Source organism: Streptococcus infantis, assembly GCF_047464615.1.
GTDB lineage: Bacteria > Bacillota > Bacilli > Lactobacillales > Streptococcaceae > Streptococcus > Streptococcus infantis_Y.
Genome location: NZ_JASHBO010000005.1, coordinates 63,058 through 84,371, shown reverse-complemented (window position 1 = coordinate 84,371; position 21,314 = coordinate 63,058). Strand labels below are relative to the sequence as shown.

19 protein-coding genes and 1 pseudogene are annotated in these 21,314 nt (G+C 40.0%); 16 read left to right on the top strand and 4 right to left on the bottom strand.

Going from position 1 to position 21,314, the window contains the following annotated elements:
• Positions 1 to 75 precede the first annotated feature (75 nt).
• Both QM450_RS04100 and QM450_RS04095 read right to left on the bottom strand, forming a co-directional pair.
• Positions 76 to 519 (bottom strand): hypothetical protein, encoded by a 444-nt coding sequence (locus QM450_RS04100; protein ID WP_414319747.1) that lies wholly within the window; start codon positions 517 to 519, stop codon positions 76 to 78.
• A gap of 5 nt (positions 520 to 524) precedes the next feature.
• Positions 525 to 3,131: an SEC10/PgrA surface exclusion domain-containing protein gene (locus QM450_RS04095; RefSeq protein WP_414319776.1), complete on the bottom strand. Its 2,607-nt coding sequence runs from the start codon at positions 3,129 to 3,131 to the stop codon at positions 525 to 527.
• 154 nt (positions 3,132 to 3,285) lie between these two features.
• On the opposite strand from QM450_RS04095, the gene QM450_RS04090 reads away from it, so the two are divergent.
• Positions 3,286 to 3,621 carry a helix-turn-helix domain-containing protein gene (locus QM450_RS04090; protein ID WP_414319746.1) on the top strand — a complete coding sequence of 112 codons (336 nt, stop codon included), beginning with the start codon at positions 3,286 to 3,288 and terminating at the stop codon, positions 3,619 to 3,621.
• A 40-nt stretch (positions 3,622 to 3,661) separates the two neighbouring features.
• Here the strand turns inward: QM450_RS04090 and QM450_RS04085 are convergent, their stop codons facing one another.
• Positions 3,662 to 3,898 (bottom strand): hypothetical protein, encoded by a 237-nt coding sequence (locus tag QM450_RS04085; protein WP_414319745.1) that lies wholly within the window; start codon positions 3,896 to 3,898, stop codon positions 3,662 to 3,664.
• Positions 3,899 to 4,640: 742 nt separating this feature from the next.
• Between QM450_RS04085 and rpmH the strand changes: the two genes are divergently transcribed.
• Positions 4,641 to 4,775, top strand: a complete 135-nt coding sequence (gene rpmH / locus QM450_RS04080; protein WP_000831905.1) for a 50S ribosomal protein L34 — start codon at positions 4,641 to 4,643, stop codon at positions 4,773 to 4,775.
• Positions 4,776 to 4,918: 143 nt separating this feature from the next.
• Positions 4,919 to 6,882, top strand: a pseudogene (locus tag QM450_RS04075) (peptide ABC transporter substrate-binding protein).
• Between the two features lie 295 nt (positions 6,883 to 7,177).
• Here the strand turns inward: QM450_RS04075 and QM450_RS04070 are convergent.
• Positions 7,178 to 9,022, bottom strand: a complete 1,845-nt coding sequence (locus QM450_RS04070; protein ID WP_414319744.1) for an APC family permease — start codon at positions 9,020 to 9,022, stop codon at positions 7,178 to 7,180.
• 154 nt (positions 9,023 to 9,176) lie between these two features.
• Between QM450_RS04070 and QM450_RS04065 the strand changes: the two genes are divergently transcribed.
• The 13 genes from QM450_RS04065 to pflA all read left to right on the top strand — a co-directional run bounded on the left by QM450_RS04065 (position 9,177) and on the right by pflA (position 21,310).
• On the top strand, positions 9,177 to 9,953 hold the full coding sequence (locus tag QM450_RS04065; protein ID WP_414319743.1) for a TatD family hydrolase: 777 nt from the start codon (positions 9,177 to 9,179) through the stop codon (positions 9,951 to 9,953).
• Complete coding sequence (rnmV, locus tag QM450_RS04060; protein ID WP_414319742.1) at positions 9,950 to 10,513, top strand: ribonuclease M5; 564 nt, start codon at positions 9,950 to 9,952, stop codon at positions 10,511 to 10,513. The genes QM450_RS04065 and rnmV overlap by 4 nt, the downstream gene beginning before the upstream one ends.
• 132 nt (positions 10,514 to 10,645) lie before the next feature.
• Positions 10,646 to 12,073, top strand: a complete 1,428-nt coding sequence (locus QM450_RS04055) for an SseB family protein (protein ID WP_414319741.1) — start codon at positions 10,646 to 10,648, stop codon at positions 12,071 to 12,073.
• 89 nt (positions 12,074 to 12,162) lie between these two features.
• On the top strand, positions 12,163 to 12,876 hold the full coding sequence (locus QM450_RS04050; RefSeq protein ID WP_414319740.1) for a dimethyladenosine transferase: 714 nt from the start codon (positions 12,163 to 12,165) through the stop codon (positions 12,874 to 12,876).
• 19 nt (positions 12,877 to 12,895) lie between these two features.
• Positions 12,896 to 13,768, top strand: coding sequence for a 16S rRNA (adenine(1518)-N(6)/adenine(1519)-N(6))-dimethyltransferase RsmA (gene rsmA / locus QM450_RS04045; protein ID WP_414319739.1), 873 nt, complete (start codon positions 12,896 to 12,898; stop codon positions 13,766 to 13,768).
• A gap of 1 nt (position 13,769) precedes the next feature.
• Positions 13,770 to 14,648: a ribosome small subunit-dependent GTPase A gene (rsgA, locus tag QM450_RS04040; protein ID WP_414319775.1), complete on the top strand. Its 879-nt coding sequence runs from the start codon at positions 13,770 to 13,772 to the stop codon at positions 14,646 to 14,648.
• 10 nt (positions 14,649 to 14,658) lie between these two features.
• Positions 14,659 to 15,315 (top strand): ribulose-phosphate 3-epimerase, encoded by a 657-nt coding sequence (gene rpe / locus QM450_RS04035; RefSeq protein ID WP_049528300.1) that lies wholly within the window; start codon positions 14,659 to 14,661, stop codon positions 15,313 to 15,315.
• Positions 15,278 to 15,940 carry a thiamine diphosphokinase gene (locus tag QM450_RS04030; RefSeq protein WP_153225132.1) on the top strand — a complete coding sequence of 221 codons (663 nt, stop codon included), beginning with the start codon at positions 15,278 to 15,280 and terminating at the stop codon, positions 15,938 to 15,940. The genes rpe and QM450_RS04030 overlap by 38 nt, the downstream gene beginning before the upstream one ends.
• A gap of 1 nt (position 15,941) precedes the next feature.
• Positions 15,942 to 17,198, top strand: a complete 1,257-nt coding sequence (gene rmuC, locus QM450_RS04025) for a DNA recombination protein RmuC (protein WP_075232255.1) — start codon at positions 15,942 to 15,944, stop codon at positions 17,196 to 17,198.
• Positions 17,188 to 18,129: a 3'-5' exoribonuclease YhaM family protein gene (locus QM450_RS04020; protein ID WP_414319738.1), complete on the top strand. Its 942-nt coding sequence runs from the start codon at positions 17,188 to 17,190 to the stop codon at positions 18,127 to 18,129. Before rmuC ends, QM450_RS04020 begins: the two co-directional genes overlap by 11 nt.
• Positions 18,130 to 18,231: 102 nt before the next feature.
• Positions 18,232 to 19,056 carry a pur operon repressor gene (gene purR / locus QM450_RS04015; protein WP_414316910.1) on the top strand — a complete coding sequence of 275 codons (825 nt, stop codon included), beginning with the start codon at positions 18,232 to 18,234 and terminating at the stop codon, positions 19,054 to 19,056.
• 72 nt (positions 19,057 to 19,128) lie between these two features.
• Complete coding sequence (locus QM450_RS04010; RefSeq protein WP_414319737.1) at positions 19,129 to 20,382, top strand: diaminopimelate decarboxylase; 1,254 nt, start codon at positions 19,129 to 19,131, stop codon at positions 20,380 to 20,382.
• 133 nt (positions 20,383 to 20,515) lie between these two features.
• A complete protein-coding gene (gene pflA, locus QM450_RS04005; RefSeq protein WP_001287990.1) occupies positions 20,516 to 21,310 on the top strand; it encodes a pyruvate formate-lyase-activating protein in 795 nt (264 codons plus the stop codon).
• Positions 21,311 to 21,314 lie beyond the last annotated feature (4 nt).

Genomic DNA, 21,314 nt, shown 5'->3' with positions numbered 1-21,314 from the left:
ATAGTGCAGTCTTTTCAATAAATTTTAGGAATCCAAAAAAATCTTCCTACAATAAGTAAGAAGATTTTTTATTTTTTACTTTCTCATCCAAGAATCATGGACTAATTCATTAATTTGATGACTATATTTTGCATAGTTGTAATGATAGTGATTAGAAGCTCTCGATAAAACATCCCCAGTTTTTTTATCAGGTTGAACATATTTCTCAAATTCTACTATAGGAATTATAAATAATTCGAGCCCCTGAATTTTATTATCTGATACTTTGCTTATGGCATAAGCAATACAATCAATATATTTTCCATTATTATATTTTTGAAATTTTTTAACAGTTTCATAGTTTGCTTCAACAGTAGTAGTTTCAGATTCTATCGGAATTGTTCTAGTAACGGGCAAAATTCTATATTTTTCTTTCCCTTTTATTGCTTTCAAATAATTTCCTTGATTTGTTACAGTAAAGTTTCTAATTGATAAATTATATTTGATAAATTCTCTTAGACAATTTCTTGTATTACTCATTTATTCTACCCTTTTCTATCCTTTTTTATATATCCTAATCCTAAACTTGCTAATAACCCTAAACCTAATAAGCCTAGCATTGTCTCCTTTGTTCCTGTATTTGGAAGTTGTTTCTTAGGTTCTGCTTTTGCATTTGTAGCTTGTGCAGGAGCTTGATATGTTTTATCGTCTTTAGTTCCTACTGTCGCAACATTAACAGGTTTGTTTTGCGCCTTAGCATCCACAACATCAACAACTTTACCGTTAGCGTCAGTAACTTCTTTAGGCTGACCACCTGCTTTACGGATTGCATCTTCTTTGTCTTTCAAAGCTTGCAAGCGTTGTTGTTGTTTAGCAAGGTATGCGTCATGGTCGGCTTTGAGTTGCTTAAAGTTCTCATACCCACGAGCCTTAACTTCTGCGATACCCTCTAGGCGAGCCAACTCTTCCTTAGCAGTTTCCAACTCAGCACGAAGTACACCAAGCTTAGATTTAGCATCAGTAAGCTCTTTGTCCAAAGCCTTAAGGACTTCATTACGTTTAGTAAGAGCAAGAGCAAGAACTGTATGGGTATCAGTAGCTTCTTTAGATGCTTCACGTTTGCGAGCGAGGTCTTCACCAGCTGACTTACGAGCCAAGACTGCTACATCATGAGCCTTAGTAAGGACTTCCAACTCACCTTTGGCAGTTGTAAGAGACTTGTCTGCAGTTACTTGTTCAGCTTTAGCAGTTTCAAGAGCAGTTTTAGCATCAGCAAGAGTCTTAGCCTTTTCAGTAGCGTTTGATTTAGCTAGAGCAAGTGATTCTTTAGCAGTTTGCAAAGCTTTAGTGTCTTCAGCCAACTTAGATTTGGCATCATTAAGAACTTTTTCAAGTAATGGAACATCAATCTTGTCGCCTACCAAATCTGACAAGTGAGTACGAGCATTAGCAAGAGCTGTCTCAGCGTTGGTGTAGGCAGTTTGGGCAGTTTTGACTGTAGCTTTAGCTTCGTTAGAGGCTTTAAGGGCGTCTTCATAAGTTGATTTAGCCAATGAAAGTTTTTCTTTTAGTTGTGAGATTTTTTCGTCTTTGCTTGGGATACCCACTTCAGTTTTATCAAAGGTTGAGCCTTCTGAAATCATATTGTCAGAAGTACCGTCGAAATGAATGACAGTCGGATACTTACTACCCTTACGTACCCCAACCCCCATGTACTGCATATAACCCTCTAGTCTCTTGTGGTTATCTACAAAAATATTAGTATGTCCCCACTCAGATAGAGCGTCATCATACAACATCTTGAGGATAGACTGATAAATATCACCCTTGAGTTCTGCAAGTGTTGTTGCAAACGAGGGCATAAAGTATAAATTCTCAGCTAAGTACAATTTATTTCTAGAGTTCACACTTTTGATGGCTTCAAAATCGTGATTACTTACCTCTTTTGACAACTTTGCAACTTCATCCGCAAGATTTATTGAACCTTCTGTAACCTTAACAGGCTCAGAACCATATTGTTTACGAATCTGGTTAATTAAGTCAGCTGCGAAAAGAGTTATTTCCTTACGAGTCTCATAACTTAAGTTATTTATATCTATCTTAGTATTTTTATCTTTTTTAGTTGCATTATATGGTATCTCAACATCATAGACTACGTCAGCAGCTAGTAGAGGCTTACCTACTTTTTGTAGTTCCTTCATACCCTGCTCTTCAAGCTTCTTGGATAGTTCCTCAGGTTTACCGTTGTTAAAGTACTCCTTGAGAAGTGAGATATACTCTGGACTTAGAGTAATCGTAGGTATGGAATTACTCTCATCATCTAATTCTTCTTTAGCGGTATCTAAGTCAAGTTTAGCAGAATTAACTGCCTTGTCTTTGTTAATCTGGTCAGCTTTAGCAGTGGCAAGGGCTGTAGTGGCTTGAGTGAGATTAGTTTCAGCGCTAGATACCCCACTTTGAGCATCTTTGATAGCTTGGTCTTTGTTGGCTTGAGCTTTTTTAGCGTTATCAAGGTTAGTCTGAGTGGTAGCTACTGCCTGAGAGTCAGATTTAACTTGGTTAGTAAGCTTAGCTACCTCTTTTTCAAGTGGAGCAACATCAGTAGTAGATGAAAGAGCATCTACTTTCTTCTGAGCGTCAGCTACCTTATTAGCTGTGGAAGTGGCAGTTTTCTCAGCGTTAGATACTACCTTAGTTTGGTCTTCAACCTTCTCAGCAGTCGCAGCTACAGACTTATCAGCATCAGCTACAGTCTTCTCGGCAGTAGCCAACTCACTAGCTTTATTGTCAGCGTCAGCCTTAGCGTCAGCAACCTTTTCAGGTGTAACAGAATTAGCTTCTTCTTTTATCTTTTTAGTAATTTCAGCAATACCCTTTTCATTATCAGCAAGATGAGATTCAGCAGTTTTAACCACTTCTTTTTGCTTAGCTACATCCTGATTAGCTTTATCCGATTCAACTTTAGCCTTGTCAACGTCTTGTTGACTCGGAACTTTAGCAACTACCCTAGTTGCTGGCTCATTAACCGCAACCTCGGTCTCGCTAGCCGATACCCCAGTAGATACCCCTAGAGCTGAGATTGCAAGCGTTGAAATAACTGCACCTGTGCGCAATTTTTTGATAGTGCCGTGACCTTGTGTGTTTGATTCCATCATATAAACTCCTTTATGTCTTAAAAGACTGTTTTATAAATAATATTATACCACACTTTGCAGTCTTTTGAATATTATTTTTGTAACAATTTCAGTCTTTTGATAACGATTTATTCAATGAGATAAACTTGTATGATAGTTATGAGGTACTATCATGACTGAAAAAATAAATTTAAGAGAATTTGTTGCAAAACAAATCAGACTTCTAAGACTGAAAAGCGGAATGACACAAGAATATCTAGCAGAAAAGGCTGATCTGGGATTCAACTATATCTATAGATTAGAGAATAAACAGTTAAACGTTAAGCTTGAGACCATTGAAAAAATCATACAAGCGCTTGAAGTTGATATGAATACTTTTTTTAATATTGAAAATCAAAATCAAAGCGGAGAGTTTTTACAACTCATTGAAGATATTAGAAATCTACCGACAGAAAAAAGAGAACCTACTATAAAGGCTCTCCGAGATATATTAAAACAAATAAATTAAGCCAAGTATTTTTGAACTTGGCTTTTTTAAATTTGCTAATTTAGTTTTTAGTTTCTCTCTTTATATCATGCCCTGTTTTAGTCTGACTATAAACAAATTCAGATATATCTTCACCATTCAATGCTTTCTTAGCGTTATTGAATAACCAATCTAGTAAAACAAATTTATCATAAGTTTTTCCAAATTTAATGTTAAATTCATTCATACCAGCTAGTCCATTAGTTGCTTTTTCAATGCAATCCAATAAACCTAACTCTTCTAGATGTTCAACTAACATAAATGAAGCAAGACGATTATCTAACCGAGACAATATTTCAATATTTTCTTCAGACTCAAATATCTTTTCAACAAGAGGAAGATATTCAATGGCTTTCGACAGAGTATCTAATTTGCTAATAATTTCAAATAGATTATCTTGTTCAGAGATACTCTTATAAAAGTGATCAATCCATACAATTAGAGCGTAGTCATTAATTTTAGTTTTCTTATTTGGGAACTCTACACTTTTTAAACTTGATATTATGGAGTTTTTTAATGATTGTGTTGTTTAAGAAGAATAGATAGAGGTTTTAGATAACTACACATATTAGTTTTTTTTAAAATGATATTTAATCGATGATAACTAGAAAGGATTATTGCTAAATATCTTGTTTATTGCCAATTAAAAGACGGTAGAATCGTCATCCTACGGTGTTGTTGCTTTTTAAATGCAAGAAGTGACAGAAGGAAAATATAGAAAGCACCTTTTACATTTAATAGGCAGGCGGAAGGTTTCAAGAGGAAAAACTTGGAACTTTGAGTGTACCAATTGGGAAAATTACTAGTACATTAGATATTTTATAGATTTCGAAAGTAAATTGGAAGGATTTTCAAATTATCCCCTCAGCAAAAAAGCTGGAAACATTTGCCAGAGCTATTGACAAATGCGAAAGAATCAGATAGAATAGTAAAGTATGTTTAGTAACTGATCACTTTATAGCCGGCTAAACGAATACAAAATCTATGAGGAGGTATTCATCGTGAAACGTACTTATCAACCAAGTAAACTACGTCGTGCGCGCAAACACGGATTCCGTAACCGTATGTCAACTAAAAACGGTCGTCGCGTATTGGCAGCTCGTCGTCGTAAAGGACGCAAAGTTTTGGCTGCATAATCCAAACGAATTCAACAAAGAAGTCAGTAGGAACTCGAGTCTACTGGCTTTTGTTTTGCTCTAAAATAATAGTTTGTATAAGCTTTCTATTTTTTCTATAATAGTGTATAATATTTCATATACTATATAAATGGAGAATATTTATGAAAAAATCAAAAGCTCTCTTACTAGGGGCTGGAATTTTGAGTGCTAGCTTCTTGATGGTAGCTTGTAGCTCGACACAGTCAAATGCATCTGATAAAACCTACTCTTATGTATTTGCTAGCAATCCAGATACACTAGACTACATTACTTCGACACGTGGCTCGACTTCTAGCATTACGACAAACTTGATTGATGGTTTGTTGGAAAATGATAAGTATGGCAATTTGGTTCCTTCCATGGCTGAATCATGGACAGTATCAAAAGATGGATTGACTTATACTTACAAAATTCGCCAAGGTGTTAAGTGGTATACCTCTGAAGGAGAAGAATATGCTGAAGTAACAGCTCATGACTTTGTGACAGGTCTCAAGTATGCGGCGGATAAAAAGGCAGAAAACTTGTACTTGGTGCAAGACTCTATCAAAGGTTTGGCGGACTATGTTGAGGGGCAATCATCAGACTTTGAGACTGTTGGTATCAAGGCAGTCGATGACTATACTCTCCAATATACCTTGAACAAGCCTGAGTCCTACTGGAATTCTAAGACAACAGGTGGCATTTTAAGTCCAGTCAATGAAGCCTTTTTGAAATCCAAGGGAGATCAATTTGGAAGTGTAACTCCATCTAGTATCCTGTCAAATGGGCCTTACTTGTTCAAATCATTCACATCAAAATCTTTAATTGAGTTTGAAAAAATCCGAATTACTGGGACAAGGATAATGTGAAGATTGAGAAAGTAAAACTTTCCTTCTATGATGGTTCAGATCAAGACAGTTTGGCTAGAGGATTCTTGGAAGGCAACTATACAGATGGTCGTATCTTCCCAACAAGCTCAGTCTTTGACCAGCTGAAAAAAGGGAATGAAGACAAGATTACTTATACTCCTCAAAATGCTATAACCTTCTACTATCTCTTCAACGTCAATCGTCAAAGCTACAAGCAAACCATGAAACAGACGGACAAAGAAAAGACGGATTCTCGTCTAGCAATGCAAAACAAAGACTTCCGTCAGGCTATTAACTTTGCCTTTGACCGTCATGCCTATGCTGCCCAGACGAATGGAGAAGATGGAGCTGACCGAATCCTTCGAAACACAGTCACACCAAGTAACTTTGTTCAAATCGGTGGCAAAAACTTTGGAGATGCTGTCAATGAAAAGATGGTCAACTATGGTACAGAGTGGTCTAACATCAATCTAAACGATGCCCAAGCAGCTTTCTTGGATCCTGAAAAAGCCAAGGCTGAATTTGCCAAGGCTAAAGAAAGTTTGCAAGCAGAAGGCGTGACCTTCCCTATCCACTTGGATATGTTGGTAGACCAAACTGCTAAGTTGGACGTTCAGCAGGCAAGCTCCTTCAAGCAGACCGTTGAAGCAACGCTTGGTTCAGATAATGTGGTTATTGATATCATTCAATTGTCACCAGATGAGAAAGACAATGCTACCTTCTTTGCGGATACCGCCGATCAAAAGGATTATGACATCGATATCTCAGGATGGAGTGGAGATTTCTCAGATCCGAAAACCTATCTTGACCTTTTGGATCCAGACTCAGGTTCTCAACTAAAAAATCTTGGCTTGACTCCAGGGAAAGACAATGATATCAAGGAAAAACTCGGTCTAGCTACCTACAAGAAGTTGTTGGATGCGGCAGATAGTGAGAATGAAAATACGCAAACACGTTATGAAAAATTTGCCGAAGTTCAAGCTTGGTTGACAGATAGTGCTCTCTTCCTACCAGTTCAAAGTGCAGGAGCAAATCCTATTTTCCGTAAGAGTGTTCCGTTTACAGGGGCCTTCTCATTTGTAGGACACAAGGGAGATGCGGACAACTACAAATATGTTGAATTGCAAAAGGAACCTGTCACTGCTAAACAGTATCAAGAACTTTATGAAAAATGGCAAAAAGAAAAAGCAGAGTCTAATAAAAAAGCCCAAGAAGATTTGGCTAACCACGTTCGATAGAAGAAGGTTATCAATAAAATTTTAATACTCTTCGAAAATCTCTTCAAACTGCGTCAACGTCGCCTTGCCGTAGGTATAGGTAACTGACTTCGTCAATCTTATCTACAACCTCAAAACCATGTTTTGAGCTGATTTCGTCAGTTTCATCTACAACCTCAAAGCAGTGCTTTGAGCAGCCTGCGGCTAGTTTCCTAGTTTGCTCTTTGATTTTCATTGAGTATAAGTCTAATTTTAGGGACTAGATTCAGAAAAAAGGCACTACCAGGAGCTTGTTGGTTCTGGTAATGCCTTTTCTTTATTCTTTCAAATGATAAGAGTAGCTGGCAACGACGACATCTTCGTGCCATCTGAGAGCATATTTTAATTTGAGGCTCATTTGATTGTGTAGGATATTTTGCCAAGGTTTGTTAGGGATAAATTGGGGTACTAGAACTGTAACTGTGTAGTTCTTTTTCTTGGCTTCTTGAGAGATTTTTCGAACATAGCGAACTGTAGGTGTGATGATATCGCGATAGCTAGTATTAATATTCTTTAAGGTAATATTTGGGAAATAGTCGGCAAATTCGTGGAGAATTTCTTGGTCTTTTTCTTCAGTTTCCTTGGTGGAAATGTGCATCGCCAAAACCTCATCTCCAATACTTTGAGCATAGTTAATCGCTCCAACGCTGACTCGAGTAACATTTCCTACTAAGACAAGGACGACATTGCCATCGTAGGCTTTCTTTTGAATTCCTTCATAAAGTCGAAGTTGTTTGGCCACTTTTTGGTAATGACTGTGGATGGACAAAAAGAGGAAGGTTAAGACTAGGATAATTGGGAAGAAGGGCCAGATATCTCCAAGTCTGAAGAAGAGTAAGATAAGAACGATAGCATAACAAATGATGGCACCGAGGATATTTGCAAAGGCAGATTTTAAGAAATGAGAGCCTTTTTCTTTTTTCCAGTGGTGAATCATCCCTGTTTGAGAAAGTGCAAAAGGAACGAAAACTCCGATAGTATAGAGAGGAATCAAGCGTTCTGTATTTCCGTTAAAAATGAGCAGAAGAATCATAGCGCCAAAGGCCAAGGTTAGGATACCGTTTGAGTAGCCTAGACGATCTCCTTTTTCCATAAAAAGATGGGGCATGTACTTGTTTTTAGCCATATTGTAAGCCAGCATCGGAAAGGCCGAAAAACCAGTATTTGCAGCTACGGCTAGGATGAGAGCTGTTGAAAATTGGAAGAGATAATAAACAACTTGACCGAGAGCTGAATCCCCTAAAATTCCTTTAGCCATCTGTGAAAGGATTGTTTCTCCGTGTTGAGGTGTAATCCCCATCCAGTAGTTTAGGAAGGTAATTCCTGCAAATAGAAATCCAAGAATCAGAGACATGATGGTCAGTGTCTGAGCAGCGTTCTTCTCTTTAGGAGTTTTGAAAAATGGAACAGCATTTGAGATGGCTTCAACCCCTGTTAGTGAAGCTGAACCGCTGGTGAAGGCTCTTAAGATTAGGACAATTGAGAGACTTGGGACAGTTTGACCAATTGTAGAAGTTGCATGGTAGCTGAGAGAACCAGTCAATAGTTGGAAGATACCAAACAATAATAGGAAGACCGTACTAAAGATAAAGAGATAGACAGGGATCATCAGAGAACTAGCAGATTCCCTCAAGCCTCGCAGATTCAAAAGCATGAGTAAACAGACCAAAAAAATGGAGATGTGGAGGTTGTAGGGATGGAGAGCAGGAAGTGCTGCTGTGATCGCATCAGCTCCTGCGGCGACGGATACGGCAACTGTTAGCATGTAGTCAACAAGCAGGCTTCCTCCAGCAATCAAACCTAACTCAGGAGATAGATTTTCTCGAGTTACCATATAGGCACCCCCACCTTGAGGGTAGGCGTGAATGATTTGTCGGTAAGAAATGGTTAGACTAGCAAGTAGCAAGAGGACAAAAATGCCGATAGGGAGACTCCACCAGATAGCGAGGGGAGAAAGACTAGCCAAGACAAGAACGACCTGCTCAGGTCCATAAGCGATAGAAGATAGGGCATCACTTGAAAGCATTGCAAGTGCTTGTGTTTTTCCAAGTAGTCCTCCCTCGCCTTCAGTTAAGGACTTAAGAGGACGACCAATAAAGGTATATTTTAGTTTTGTAAACATTTTCTTTCCTTTTCTGAAATTTTCAACAAGAGCTATTATACTGCTATGAAAATAAGTCGTCAAGAAAAAGTGAGTGATTTTAAAATATTTTTTCCTATAAGGATGCGACTAGTTTTTTGGTATAATAGAAGGTAGAAAAAACGAGGGAATATAAATGATTTTTGATACACATACCCACTTGAATGTGGAAGAATTTTCAGGAAGAGAAGCAGAAGAAATAGCCTTAGCAGCTGAGATGGGCGTAACTCGGATGAATATTGTTGGTTTTGACAAACCAACAATTGAGCGTGCTCTAGAATTGGTGGAAGAATATGACCAACTTTATGCGACGATTGGTTGGCATCCGACCGAAGCAGGGACTTATACAGAAGACGTTGAGAAATACCTGTTGGACAAGCTAAAACATCCTAAAGTGGTAGCCTTGGGTGAGATTGGTTTGGACTATCACTGGATGACAGCGCCTAAAGAAGTTCAAGAGAAGGTTTTCCGTCGTCAGATTCAGCTATCTAAGGATTTGAACTTACCTTTTGTGGTCCATACACGTGATGCGCTAGAAGATACCTATGAGATTATCAAGAGTGAGGGAGTTGGTCCCCGTGGTGGCATCATGCACTCCTTCTCAGGTTCTCTGGAATGGGCTGAAAAGTTTGTGGAGTTAGGTATGACCATTTCCTTTTCTGGAGTGGTAACTTTCAAGAAGGCAACAGATATCCAGGAAGCAGCCAAAGAGTTACCTTTGGATAAGATTTTGGTAGAGACAGATGCGCCTTACTTGGCACCCGTTCCCAAGCGTGGTCGCGAAAACAAGACAGCATACACGCGCTATGTAGTGGACTTTATTGCAGATTTGCGTGGCGTGTCGACAGAAGAATTAGCTGCTGCGACAAGTGCAAATGCGGAACGAATTTTTGGACTGGAAAGTAAATCATGAAAGAGAAAATTTCCCAAGTCATCGTAGTCGAAGGGCGTGATGATACGGCCAATCTCAAACGTTATTTTGATGTGGAGACCTATGAGACTCGTGGCTCAGCTATCAATGAGCAGGATCTTGAACGAATCCAACGTCTACACCAACGTCATGGGGTGATTGTCTTTACAGATCCTGATTTTAACGGGGAACGCATTCGTCGGATGATTATGACGGCCATTCCGACAGTTCAGCACGCCTTTCTCAAACGTGATGAGGCAGTGCCAAAATCTAAGACTAAGGGACGTTCTCTAGGAATTGAGCATGCTAGCTACGAAGACTTGAAGACAGCACTAGAACAAGTAACTGAACAGTTTGAAGTAGAAAGCGACTTTGATATTAGCCGTAGCGACTTGATTCGTCTTGGTTTTCTAGCAGGCGCAGACAGCCGAAAACGCAGAGAATATCTAGGAGAAAGCCTTCGTATCGGTTATTCCAATGGTAAACAACTCCTCAAGCGTTTGGAATTATTTGGGATTAGCTTGGCAGAAGTTGAAGATGCCATGAAATCATATGAGAATTGAGAAACTCCCCCAAAATACCAAGGGAATATGATACAATAGAAGTAATCATATACGGTTTAATCAGGCTTGATAGCAAGCATTAGAAAAGTGCTCCACGGGATTAGGCTTGTGTGGAGTTAATGAGGAAAAGTTATGGGAATCTTTGATTTTTTAAAAAAGACGGAAACTGCAGAGGCAACTGAAATAACTGAAGCACAGAATGAAAGAGAAGAATCTAAAAACAATGCATGTATTGGAGTTTTAGATTTGTTCCCAATGAAGGAAACGAATCAATTATTGATTGTTGGGAGTTTAGAAGGTAGTATCAAGGTTGGAGATCAGTTGCAGTTTTGCAATCCCGACCAAGGAATGGATGCTCTTGGTACTGTAGAGGTTAAAAAACTCAGCAGTCAAAACAAAGAAGCAGATAGTCTTACTGATGAAGTTCTTGCCCATCTAGTGGTTGATAGGATTCCTTCTTTGGATAAACTGAAAAAAGGAAGTGTACTCTTTAGTTCAGGTGTTGAGGAAGATCAAAAATTATCTAGCTATTCAGATGCTCTTTATCGTGCTTTTGTAGCCATCCAAGAGGGGCAATTAACAAATGAAGACTATTTGGCAGCTAGTCTTGATGACAGTGTAGAGATTTTACGCCTCTTTTTATGGAAATGCCGTCAAAATCAGGAAACCGAAAGTGAAGAAAGCTATCAATCCAACACTCGTAAGTTGGAACGTCTAGCGGAAATCGTCAAGGATAAGTTGTTAGCAGCAGATTCAGTTTATGCAGTTTTTTCAGAAAAAACAGGCGAACCCTATCTTTTCTCAACGACCTATGACAGGGGAGAAGAGGGATACCTATGTACTGATCCCATGATTATGCTTTTGACGCCATCTTGGTATCGCCAATTCAAGGAAACCATTGATAGTCGACCAAACTCTGTCGTAAAACTGATTGAAAATACGGAAGATAAAAAAGGGATTGAGAATTTCCTTGGGACAGCCTTTTACTTAAATGGTGCCTTGGGAGCAATTTTTAATTCCAAGGAAGTCAGCATCAGTGCTTCAGCCTTAGTCCAAAAACCAGATTTTTCTGATTTACCAGAAATACAAGTTCCTGTAATGAATCCTGACCTAGTAAGATGGATGTTGTTGATGGGACAATTGGATAGCCCGACGACAGAAGATGAAGAAGTAATTTATAAGCTCTATTATAAGTTCTTTTCAGAAGCTATGCCGAAAGCTAAATTCCTAATTCCTCTAGATGCGGCTTCGGAATTTAAGGGCGATAGTCAGGAAGGAAATTCCTTCGTTTTAGAAAAAGATTCTAGTTTCAACATTCCAGTTAAAGAAGGAAAAGATGGCAGAAATTCTGTTCCGGTATTTACAGATTGGAAACGTCTGAGAATGGTCTTTGATGAAAAGTGGAATGGCATGATTGAAGAAGCAGGAGGCATGATTGAAGGCTTTGACTATGCCATAAACCCAACGGAGTATTATGAAGCGGGTGCTTATGTTAGCCTAACAGCTTTTAAAGAGATGCAAAAGCTTGGTGAGGAACTAGAAGGCAGAGCTAAAGATTAGAGAGTTTCTTTACATTGGGAAACTTTATAGTTTTATCTACATCCTACTTGAACCACTAACCTTTTTCAAAGGTTGTGAAAGGAAATGATATGGCAAATAGAAGTTATATTTACTTAAAAAACGGAGATGAAGCTCGTATCTTAACAGAAGGCATCTACACGATACCTTATTTTTGGCAATTGTTTTGGGATGAAGAAGATTTAAAAGCTCCGATTGCTCTCTGGGAAACAGCAGAAAAACTGGAAGAAGATGAAGAGCAAGCAGAAAGATTTTACCAAGAGCAGAATGTAGATATCTTGCTTTCTATTGAAAAATTCCAGCAGAATGCCCTCAAAAACCGATCTTTTTTAGAAGAGAATGCCCAACAATCCGTGCAACTATATGATGCCTTTGTCCGTTATATTCTTGCAAATGTCAAAGATGGTGATGTGCTCGGATTTGATCTTTTAGATGTTGTTTTTATGGACCAAGTGTCTGTTGTTTCTGATAAACTGTTAAAAAATATACGGGCTATTCGGGAAAATCAACCCAAAGATTTAGATTTTTCTTTGACTGAAAAGAACTTAATTGGTCTTGCTATGGGCTTTCCTGACTATTATGCTTCAGAATTATTGCCAGAAGACAATATTCTAGATTCGGTTGCCTATCAGGATGAACTGAAGAAAACGAACCCCCAAGAAGATAAGAAAGTGCTTGATACGACTGGATCTGATTCAAAAGGGAGCAAACCTCGTGTTCTTTTAGTGTTTTGGATTTTGTTGGCACTAGGAATTATGTGGGTTTTATATATTATTTTTAGCTAATAAATAGAAAAGAGAATAAATGAGAATTGCAGATTATAGCGTGACCAAGGCAGTGCTGGAGCGTCACGGTTTTACCTTTAAAAAGTCCTTCGGGCAAAATTTCCTGACGGATACCAATATCCTTCAAAAAATTGTGGATACGGCTGAGATTGATGACCAGGTTAATGTTATCGAAATCGGGCCAGGTATTGGTGCCTTGACAGAGTTTCTGGCTGAGCGTGCAGCTCAAGTCATGGCTTTTGAGATTGACCACCGCTTGGTACCAATCCTAGCGGATACCTTGCGGGATTTTGACAATGTGACCGTAGTCAACGAGGACATTCTAAAAGTTGACCTAGCGCAACATATCCAAAATTTCAAAAATCCTGACTTACCCATCAAGGTAGTGGCAAACTTGCCTTACTATATCACAACCCCTATTCTCATGCACTTGATTGAAAGTGGTATTCCTTTTAGTGAGTTTGTGGTCATGATGCAAAAAGAAGTGGCGGATCGTATCTCTGCTCAACCAAATACCAAGGCTTATGGTAGCTTGTCCATTGCAGTTCAGTATTACATGACAGCCAAGGTTGCCTTTATCGTGCCTCGTACGGTCTTTGTACCAGCACCCAACGTGGACTCAGCTATCCTGAAAATGGTACGCCGTCCAGAGCCTGCGGTAGCAGTAAAAGATGAGAACTTCTTCTTTAAGGTTTCCAAGGCTAGTTTCACTCATCGTCGCAAGACCTTGTGGAACAACTTGACTGGTTACTTTGGGAAAACTGAGGAAATCAAGGACAAGTTGACCAAGGCTTTGGACCAGGCTGGACTGGCACCATCTGTACGTGGTGAAGCTCTTGGCCTAGAAGAATTTGCTAGTCTAGCAGATGCGCTTAAAGGACAAGGGCTCTAAGATGCAGGGACAAATCATTAAAGCATTGGCCGGTTTCTACTATGTGGAAAGTGATGGTCAAGTTTATCAAACACGCGCGCGTGGGAATTTTCGTAAAAAAGGCCATACACCCTATGTTGGAGATTGGGTAGAATTTTCTGCAGAGGAGAACTCAGAAGGCTATATATTGGAAATTCATGAACGAAAAAATAGTCTGGTTCGTCCACCCATTGTCAATATTGACCAAGCTGTTGTCATTATGTCCGTTAAAGAACCTGACTTTAATAGCAACTTGTTGGATCGGTTCTTGGTTCTCTTAGAACACAAGGGCATTCATCCTATCGTCTATATTTCCAAAATGGACTTACTAGAGGATAGTGAAGAACTGGATTTTTACGAGAAAACCTATCGTGCTATTGGATACGACTTTGTGACTAGTAAAGAGGAACTCTTGCCCTTGTTGACAGACAAAGTGACAGTCTTTATGGGGCAGACGGGTGTTGGTAAGTCAACCCTTCTTAATAAAATTGCACCTGACCTCAATCTCGAAACAGGAGAAATCTCAGACAGTCTGGGTCGTGGTCGCCATACTACTCGAGCTGTTAGTTTTTACAACCTCAATGGTGGGAAAATCGCAGATACACCAGGTTTTTCATCGCTAGATTATGAAGTATCAAGTGCGGAAGAGCTGAACCAGGCCTTTCCAGAGATTGCTAGTGTCAGTCGCGACTGTAAGTTCCGTACTTGTACTCATACCCATGAGCCATCTTGCGCAGTGAAACCAGCAGTAGAAGAGGGGAACATTGCCACCTTCCGTTTTGACAACTACCTACAATTCCTCAGTGAGATTGAAAATCGTAGAGAAACCTATAAAAAAGTCAGCAAAAAAATTCCAAAATAAGGAGAAACCTATGTCTCAATACAAGATTGCTCCGTCAATTCTGGCAGCGGATTATGCCAACTTTGAACGTGAAATTAAACGCCTAGAAGCAACTGGGGCAGAATACGCCCATATCGATATCATGGATGGTCACTTTGTACCTCAGATCAGCTTTGGTGCAGGTGTGGTTGAAAGCCTTCGTCCTCATAGCAAGATGGTCTTTGACTGCCATTTGATGGTCTCTAATCCTGAACATCATCTAGAGGACTTTGCGCGTGCGGGAGCGGATATTATCAGCATCCATGTTGAGGCAACACCTCATATCCATGGCGCTCTTCAAAAAATTCGTTCTCTCGGTGTTAAACCTTCGGTAGTCATCAATCCTGGTACGCCTGTTGAAGCGATTAAGCATGTGCTTCATTTGGTTGACCAAGTATTAGTCATGACCGTTAACCCAGGTTTCGGCGGACAAGCATTTCTGCCTGAAACCATGGATAAGATACGTGAATTGGTTTCCCTTCGTGAGGAAAAAGGCTTGAATTTTGAAATTGAAGTGGATGGTGGGATTGATGATAAAACTATTGCTCAAGCCAAAGAAGCTGGTGCAACAGTTTTTGTAGCAGGATCCTATGTTTTTAAGGGAGATGTCAATGAACGAGTGCAAGCTCTCAGAAAACAACTGGACTAAAGTTGCAGTTTTTGCAGGCGGAGACCGCGGTCACTATCGGACAAATTTTGACTGCTTTGTCGGTGTGGATCGAGGCTCGCTTTGGGTACTAGAGGAAAAACTTCCTCTTGCTCTTGCAGTTGGGGATTTTGATTCTGTGACTGTAGAAGAACGTCAGTTGATTCAGGCGAATGCCCAGCGCTTTGTCCAAGCCCAGCCAGAAAAAGATGATACGGATCTGGAACTAGCGCTTTTAACGATTTTTGAAAAAAGTCCTCAAGCTCAGGTCACTATTTTTGGTGCCCTAGGTGGTCGCATTGACCATATGTTAGCTAATGTCTTTCTACCCAGCAATCTTAAATTGGCGCCCTATATGCGTCAAATAGAGATTGAGGATGGGCAAAATTTGATTAGCTATTGCCCAGAAGGGACCAGTCAGCTAGAACCACGTTCGGACTATGATTATTTGGCCTTTATGCCTGTGAGGGATAGTCGTTTGACAATACTCGGTGCCAAGTATGAACTGACAGAGGAGAATTTTTTCTTTAAGAAAGTTTACGCTTCTAACGAATATATAGATAGGGAAGTGTCAGTGACTTGCCCAGATGGCTATGTGGTTGTCTTGCATAGCAAGGACAGGAGGTAGGATGGAGATTGTATTACTACTGTTATTAATTGCTAACCTAGCCGGGCTTTTTCTGATTTGGCAAAGGCAGGACAAGCAGGAGCAATATTTGACCAAGAGTTTAGAAGATCAGGCAGATAATCTCTCAGACCAGCTGGATTATCGCTTTGAACAAGCTCGACAAGCTAGTCAGATTGATCAAAAAAATCTTGAAGTGGCTGTCAGTGATCGCTTGCAGGAAGTGCGTATCGAATTGCATCAGGGTCTGACTCAGGTTCGGCAGGAAATGAATGAGAACCTCCTCCAAACCAGAGATAAGACCGACCAACGTCTCCAAGCCTTGCAGGAATCAAATGAGCAACGCTTGGAACAGATGCGCCAAACAGTCGAGGAAAAGTTAGAAAAGACCTTGCAAACTCGCTTGCAAGCATCCTTCGAGACGGTTTCTAAACAACTGGAATCTGTCAATCGAGGTCTGGGTGAAATGCAGACGGTTGCGCGAGATGTCGGTGCGCTTAATAAAGTCCTTTCTGGAACCAAGACCCGAGGAATTCTAGGTGAATTACAACTGGGGCAGATTATTGAAGACATCATGACACCTGCCCAGTATGAACGAGAATTTGCAACGGTTGAAAACTCTAGTGAACGTGTGGAATACGCCATCAAGTTACCTGGGCAAGGTGACCAGGAATATGTTTATCTACCGATTGATTCTAAGTTTCCCCTGGCGGATTATTACCGTCTGGAAGAAGCCTATGCAGCAGGTGATAAGGATGAAATCGAACGCTGCCGTAAGTCTCTCTTAGCAAGTGTCAAGCGTTTTGCCAAGGATATCAAGAGTAAGTACCTGGCGCCACCTCGGACAACTAATTTTGGAGTCTTATTTGTTCCGACAGAAGGTCTCTATTCGGAAATCGTTCGCAATCCGATTTTCTTTGATGATTTGAGACGGGAGGAACAGATTATTGTTGCAGGTCCAAGTACCTTGTCGGCTCTTCTTAACTCCTTATCAGTTGGCTTCAAGACTCTCAATATCCAAAAGAGTGCTGACCATATCAGTAAAACCCTAGCTAGTGTCAAAACAGAATTTGGCAAGTTTGGAGGTATTCTGGTCAAGGCACAAAAACATCTCCAACATGCCTCTGGCAATATTGATGATTTATTAAACCGTCGTACTACAGCTATCGAGCGAACGCTTCGTCACATTGAGTTATCAGAAGGTGAGCCTGCGCTTGATTTGCTACAATTCCAAGAAGATGAGGAAGAATATGAAGATTAGTCACATGAAGAAAGATGAGCTTTTTGAAGGCTTTTACCTGATCAAGTCAGCTGACCTGAGACAGACACGTGCTGGGAAAAACTACCTAGCCTTCACCTTCCAAGATGATAGTGGAGAAATCGAAGGGAAGCTCTGGGATGCTCAACCCCACAATGTTGAAACCTTTACAGCAGGGAAAGTAGTCCATATGCAAGGTCGTCGTGAAGTGTACAACAATACGCCTCAGGTTAATCAAATCACCCTTCGCTTACCACAACCTGGCGAACCAAATGACCCAGCTGACTTCAAGGTTAAATCTCCAGTAGATGCCAAAGAGATTCGTGAGTATATGGCGCAGATGATTTTTAAAATTGAAAATCCAATTTGGCAGCGAATTGTTCGGAATCTCTACACCAAGTATGACAAGGAATTCTACTCTTATCCAGCTGCTAAGACCAACCATCATGCTTTTGAAACAGGTCTTGCTTATCATACTGCCACTATGGTTCGTTTGGCAGAAGCAATTGCAGATATTTATCCTCAGCTCAATAAGAGCTTGCTCTATGCGGGAATTATGTTGCACGACCTTGCCAAGGTTATTGAGTTGACAGGTCCTGACCAGACAGAGTACACAGTAAGAGGAAACCTTATCGGTCATATCGCTCTGATTGATAGCGAAATTACCAAAGCGGTAATGGAACTTGGCATTGATGATACCAGAGAAGAGGTTGTACTTCTTCGCCATGTCATTCTCAGTCATCATGGTCTCCTTGAGTATGGTAGTCCAGTTCGTCCTCGAGTGATGGAAGCAGAAATTATTCATATGATTGATAATTTGGATGCCAGCATGATGATGATGATAACAGCTCTGGCCCTTGTTGATAAGGGAGAAATGACCAATAAAGTATTTGCTATGGACAATCGTTCCTTCTACAAGCCAAAATTAGACTAGAAACTAAAAAAATGAACTTTATTTAGGCAATAAAGTTCGTTTTTTTGCTTTAGTGTGATATAATGAGAAAAAGACTAAATAAAAAAGAATGGTAAAAATATAATGAAATTAAGAAGAAGTGATCGGATGGTTGTCATTTCCAATTACTTGATTAACAATCCATACAAATTAACCAGTCTCAACACCTTTGCGGAAAAGTATGAATCTGCCAAATCGTCTATTTCTGAAGATATCGTCATCATTAAACGTGCTTTCGAAGAAATTGAAATCGGTCATATTCAAACGGTGACAGGTGCTGGTGGTGGTGTTATTTTTACACCATCGATCTCTACTCTTGAGTCTAAAACGATTATCGAAGAGCTTCGTGATAAACTTTCAGAGAGTGACCGCATTCTGCCAGGTGGCTACATTTATTTATCTGACCTATTGAGCACTCCAGCTATTTTGAAAAATATCGGTCGCATTATTGCTAAGAGCTTTATGGATCAGAAGATTGATGCCGTTATGACTGTTGCGACCAAAGGGGTTCCGCTCGCAAATGCAGTAGCAAATGTTCTCAATGTTCCATTTGTCATTGTTCGTCGCGACTTGAAAATCACTGAAGGTTCAACTGTTAGTGTAAACTATGTTTCAGGTTCTAGTGACCGTATCGAAAAGATGTTCCTTTCAAAACGTAGCCTCAAAGCAGGAAGTCGTGTCTTAATCGTCGATGACTTCTTGAAGGGTGGAGGAACCATTAACGGGATGATTAGCCTCTTGTCTGAGTTTGATTCAGAGTTGGCTGGTGTAGCTGTCTTTGCTGATAATGCACAGGAAGACCGTGAACAACAGTTCGACTACAAGTCACTCTTGAGAGTCACAAATATTGATGTGAAGAACCAACAAATTGAAGTTGAAGTTGGAAATATCTTCGATACAGAAAAATAAGAATTGACTTGAAATACAAAGGTTGGAACTTTCGTCCCAGCCTTTCTTTGATAATGAATATGAAGGAGTCCTATGAAAACACCATTTATTAAACGTAATTCCTTAGAAAAGATTGTTGAGGAGTTTCCAACCCCATTCCATCTTTACGATGAAAAAGGGATTCGTGAGAAAGCACGCGCAGTAAACAAAGCCTTTTCTTGGAATAAGGGCTTTAAAGAATACTTCGCAGTTAAAGCAACCCCAACCCCAGCTATCTTGAAGATTTTGCAAGAAGAAGGATGTGGAGTGGATTGTTCTAGTTATGTAGAACTCTTAATGAGTCACAAGCTTGGGTTTACAGGGGCGGATATGATGTTTTCATCTAATAACACCCCAGATAGAGAGTATGCTTATGCGCGAGAATTAGGTGCGACGATTAATTTAGATGCTTTTGAAGATATCGAACATTTAGAGCGTGCAGCAGGCATCCCTGAGATTATCTCTTGTCGGTACAATCCTGGTGGCGTATTTGAACTGGGTACGGACATTATGGATAATCCTGGTGAAGCTAAGTTCGGGATGACTAAGGAACAGCTTTTTGAAGCCTTTGCCATCTTGAAAGAAAAGGGAGCTAAAACCTTTGGAATTCATTCCTTTCTAGCTTCCAATACAGTGACCCATCTCTACTATCCAGAATTAGCACGTCAGCTTTTTGAATTGGCAGTAGAAATCAAGGAAAAGTTAGGTATTTCACTGGACTTTATCAATCTTTCTGGAGGTATCGGGGTTAACTATCGCCCAGACCAGGAGCCTAATGATATTGCTTTGATTGGAGAGGGAGTTCGTCAGGTTTATGAAGAAGTCCTCGCACCAGCAGGTCTTGGTCAGGTTAAAATCTTTACAGAACTAGGTCGCTTTATGTTGGCACCCCATGGAATTCTAGTTACAAAAGTTACTCATAAAAAGAAAACCTACCGTACTTATCTAGGAGTAGATGCGTCAGCTGTCAACCTGATGAGACCAGCTATGTATGGTGCCTATCACCACATCACCAATATGATGCATCCTGATGGTCAGACTGAAGTGGTTGATGTTGTTGGCTCTCTTTGTGAAAACAACGATAAGTTTGCAGTTAATCGTGAACTACCTCAAACAGAAATTGGTGATTTGTTAGTCATTCATGATACAGGTGCGCATGGCTTCTCTATGGGCTACCAGTACAATGCCAAGCTTCGTTCGGCAGAAATTCTCTATACAGAGGACGGTGGAGCACGCTTGATCCGCCGAGCAGAGCGACCAGAGGATTATTTTGCGACTCTCTATGGGTTTGATTTTGACAAGGATTAATAAAAATTTTGAAAATCATGAAAGTTGAAAGTGAAAAACAGATTGTTTTCTAAAAAATAGGCAAAATCTGTGGTTTTTCTTTTCAGTCATGGTATAATAAAGACTATAAAACGTTTTCAAGGAAGGTAACGATATGTCTGAGGAAATAATTGACTATGGACAAGTGACAGGAATGGTGCATTCGACAGAGAGTTTTGGGGCGGTAGATGGTCCTGGAATTCGTTTTATTGTCTTTTTGCAAGGCTGTCAGATGCGTTGCCAATATTGCCATAACCCAGATACTTGGGCTATGGAAACCAATAAATCTCGTGTACGAACAGTAGATGATGTTCTAGAAGAAGCGCTTCGTTATCGTGGCTTCTGGGGAGACAAGGGAGGTATCACAGTCAGCGGAGGAGAAGCCCTCTTGCAGATTGATTTCTTGATTGCTCTCTTTACTAAGGCAAAAGAAAAGGGTATCCACTGTACCTTGGATACTTGTGCCCTTCCATTCCGTAACAAACCACGCTATCTAGAAAAGTTCAACAAGTTAATGGCCGTGACAGACTTGGTTCTCCTTGATATCAAGGAAATCAACGAAGCACAGCACAAGATTGTAACCAGTCAAACCAATAAAAACATCTTGGCTTGTGCCCAGTACTTGTCAGAAATCGGTAAACCTGTTTGGATTCGTCACGTGCTAGTGCCAGGATTGACAGACAGAGATGAAGATTTGATTGAACTTGGTAAGTTTGTAAAAACTCTCAAAAATGTTGATAAGTTTGAAATCTTGCCTTATCACACTATGGGTGAGTTCAAATGGCGTGAACTTGGGATTCCATATTCCCTTGAAGGAGTTAAACCTCCAACAGCAGATCGCGTCAAGAATGCTAAGGAATTGATGGATACAGAAAGCTATCAAGATTACATGAAACGTGTACATGGATAAAATG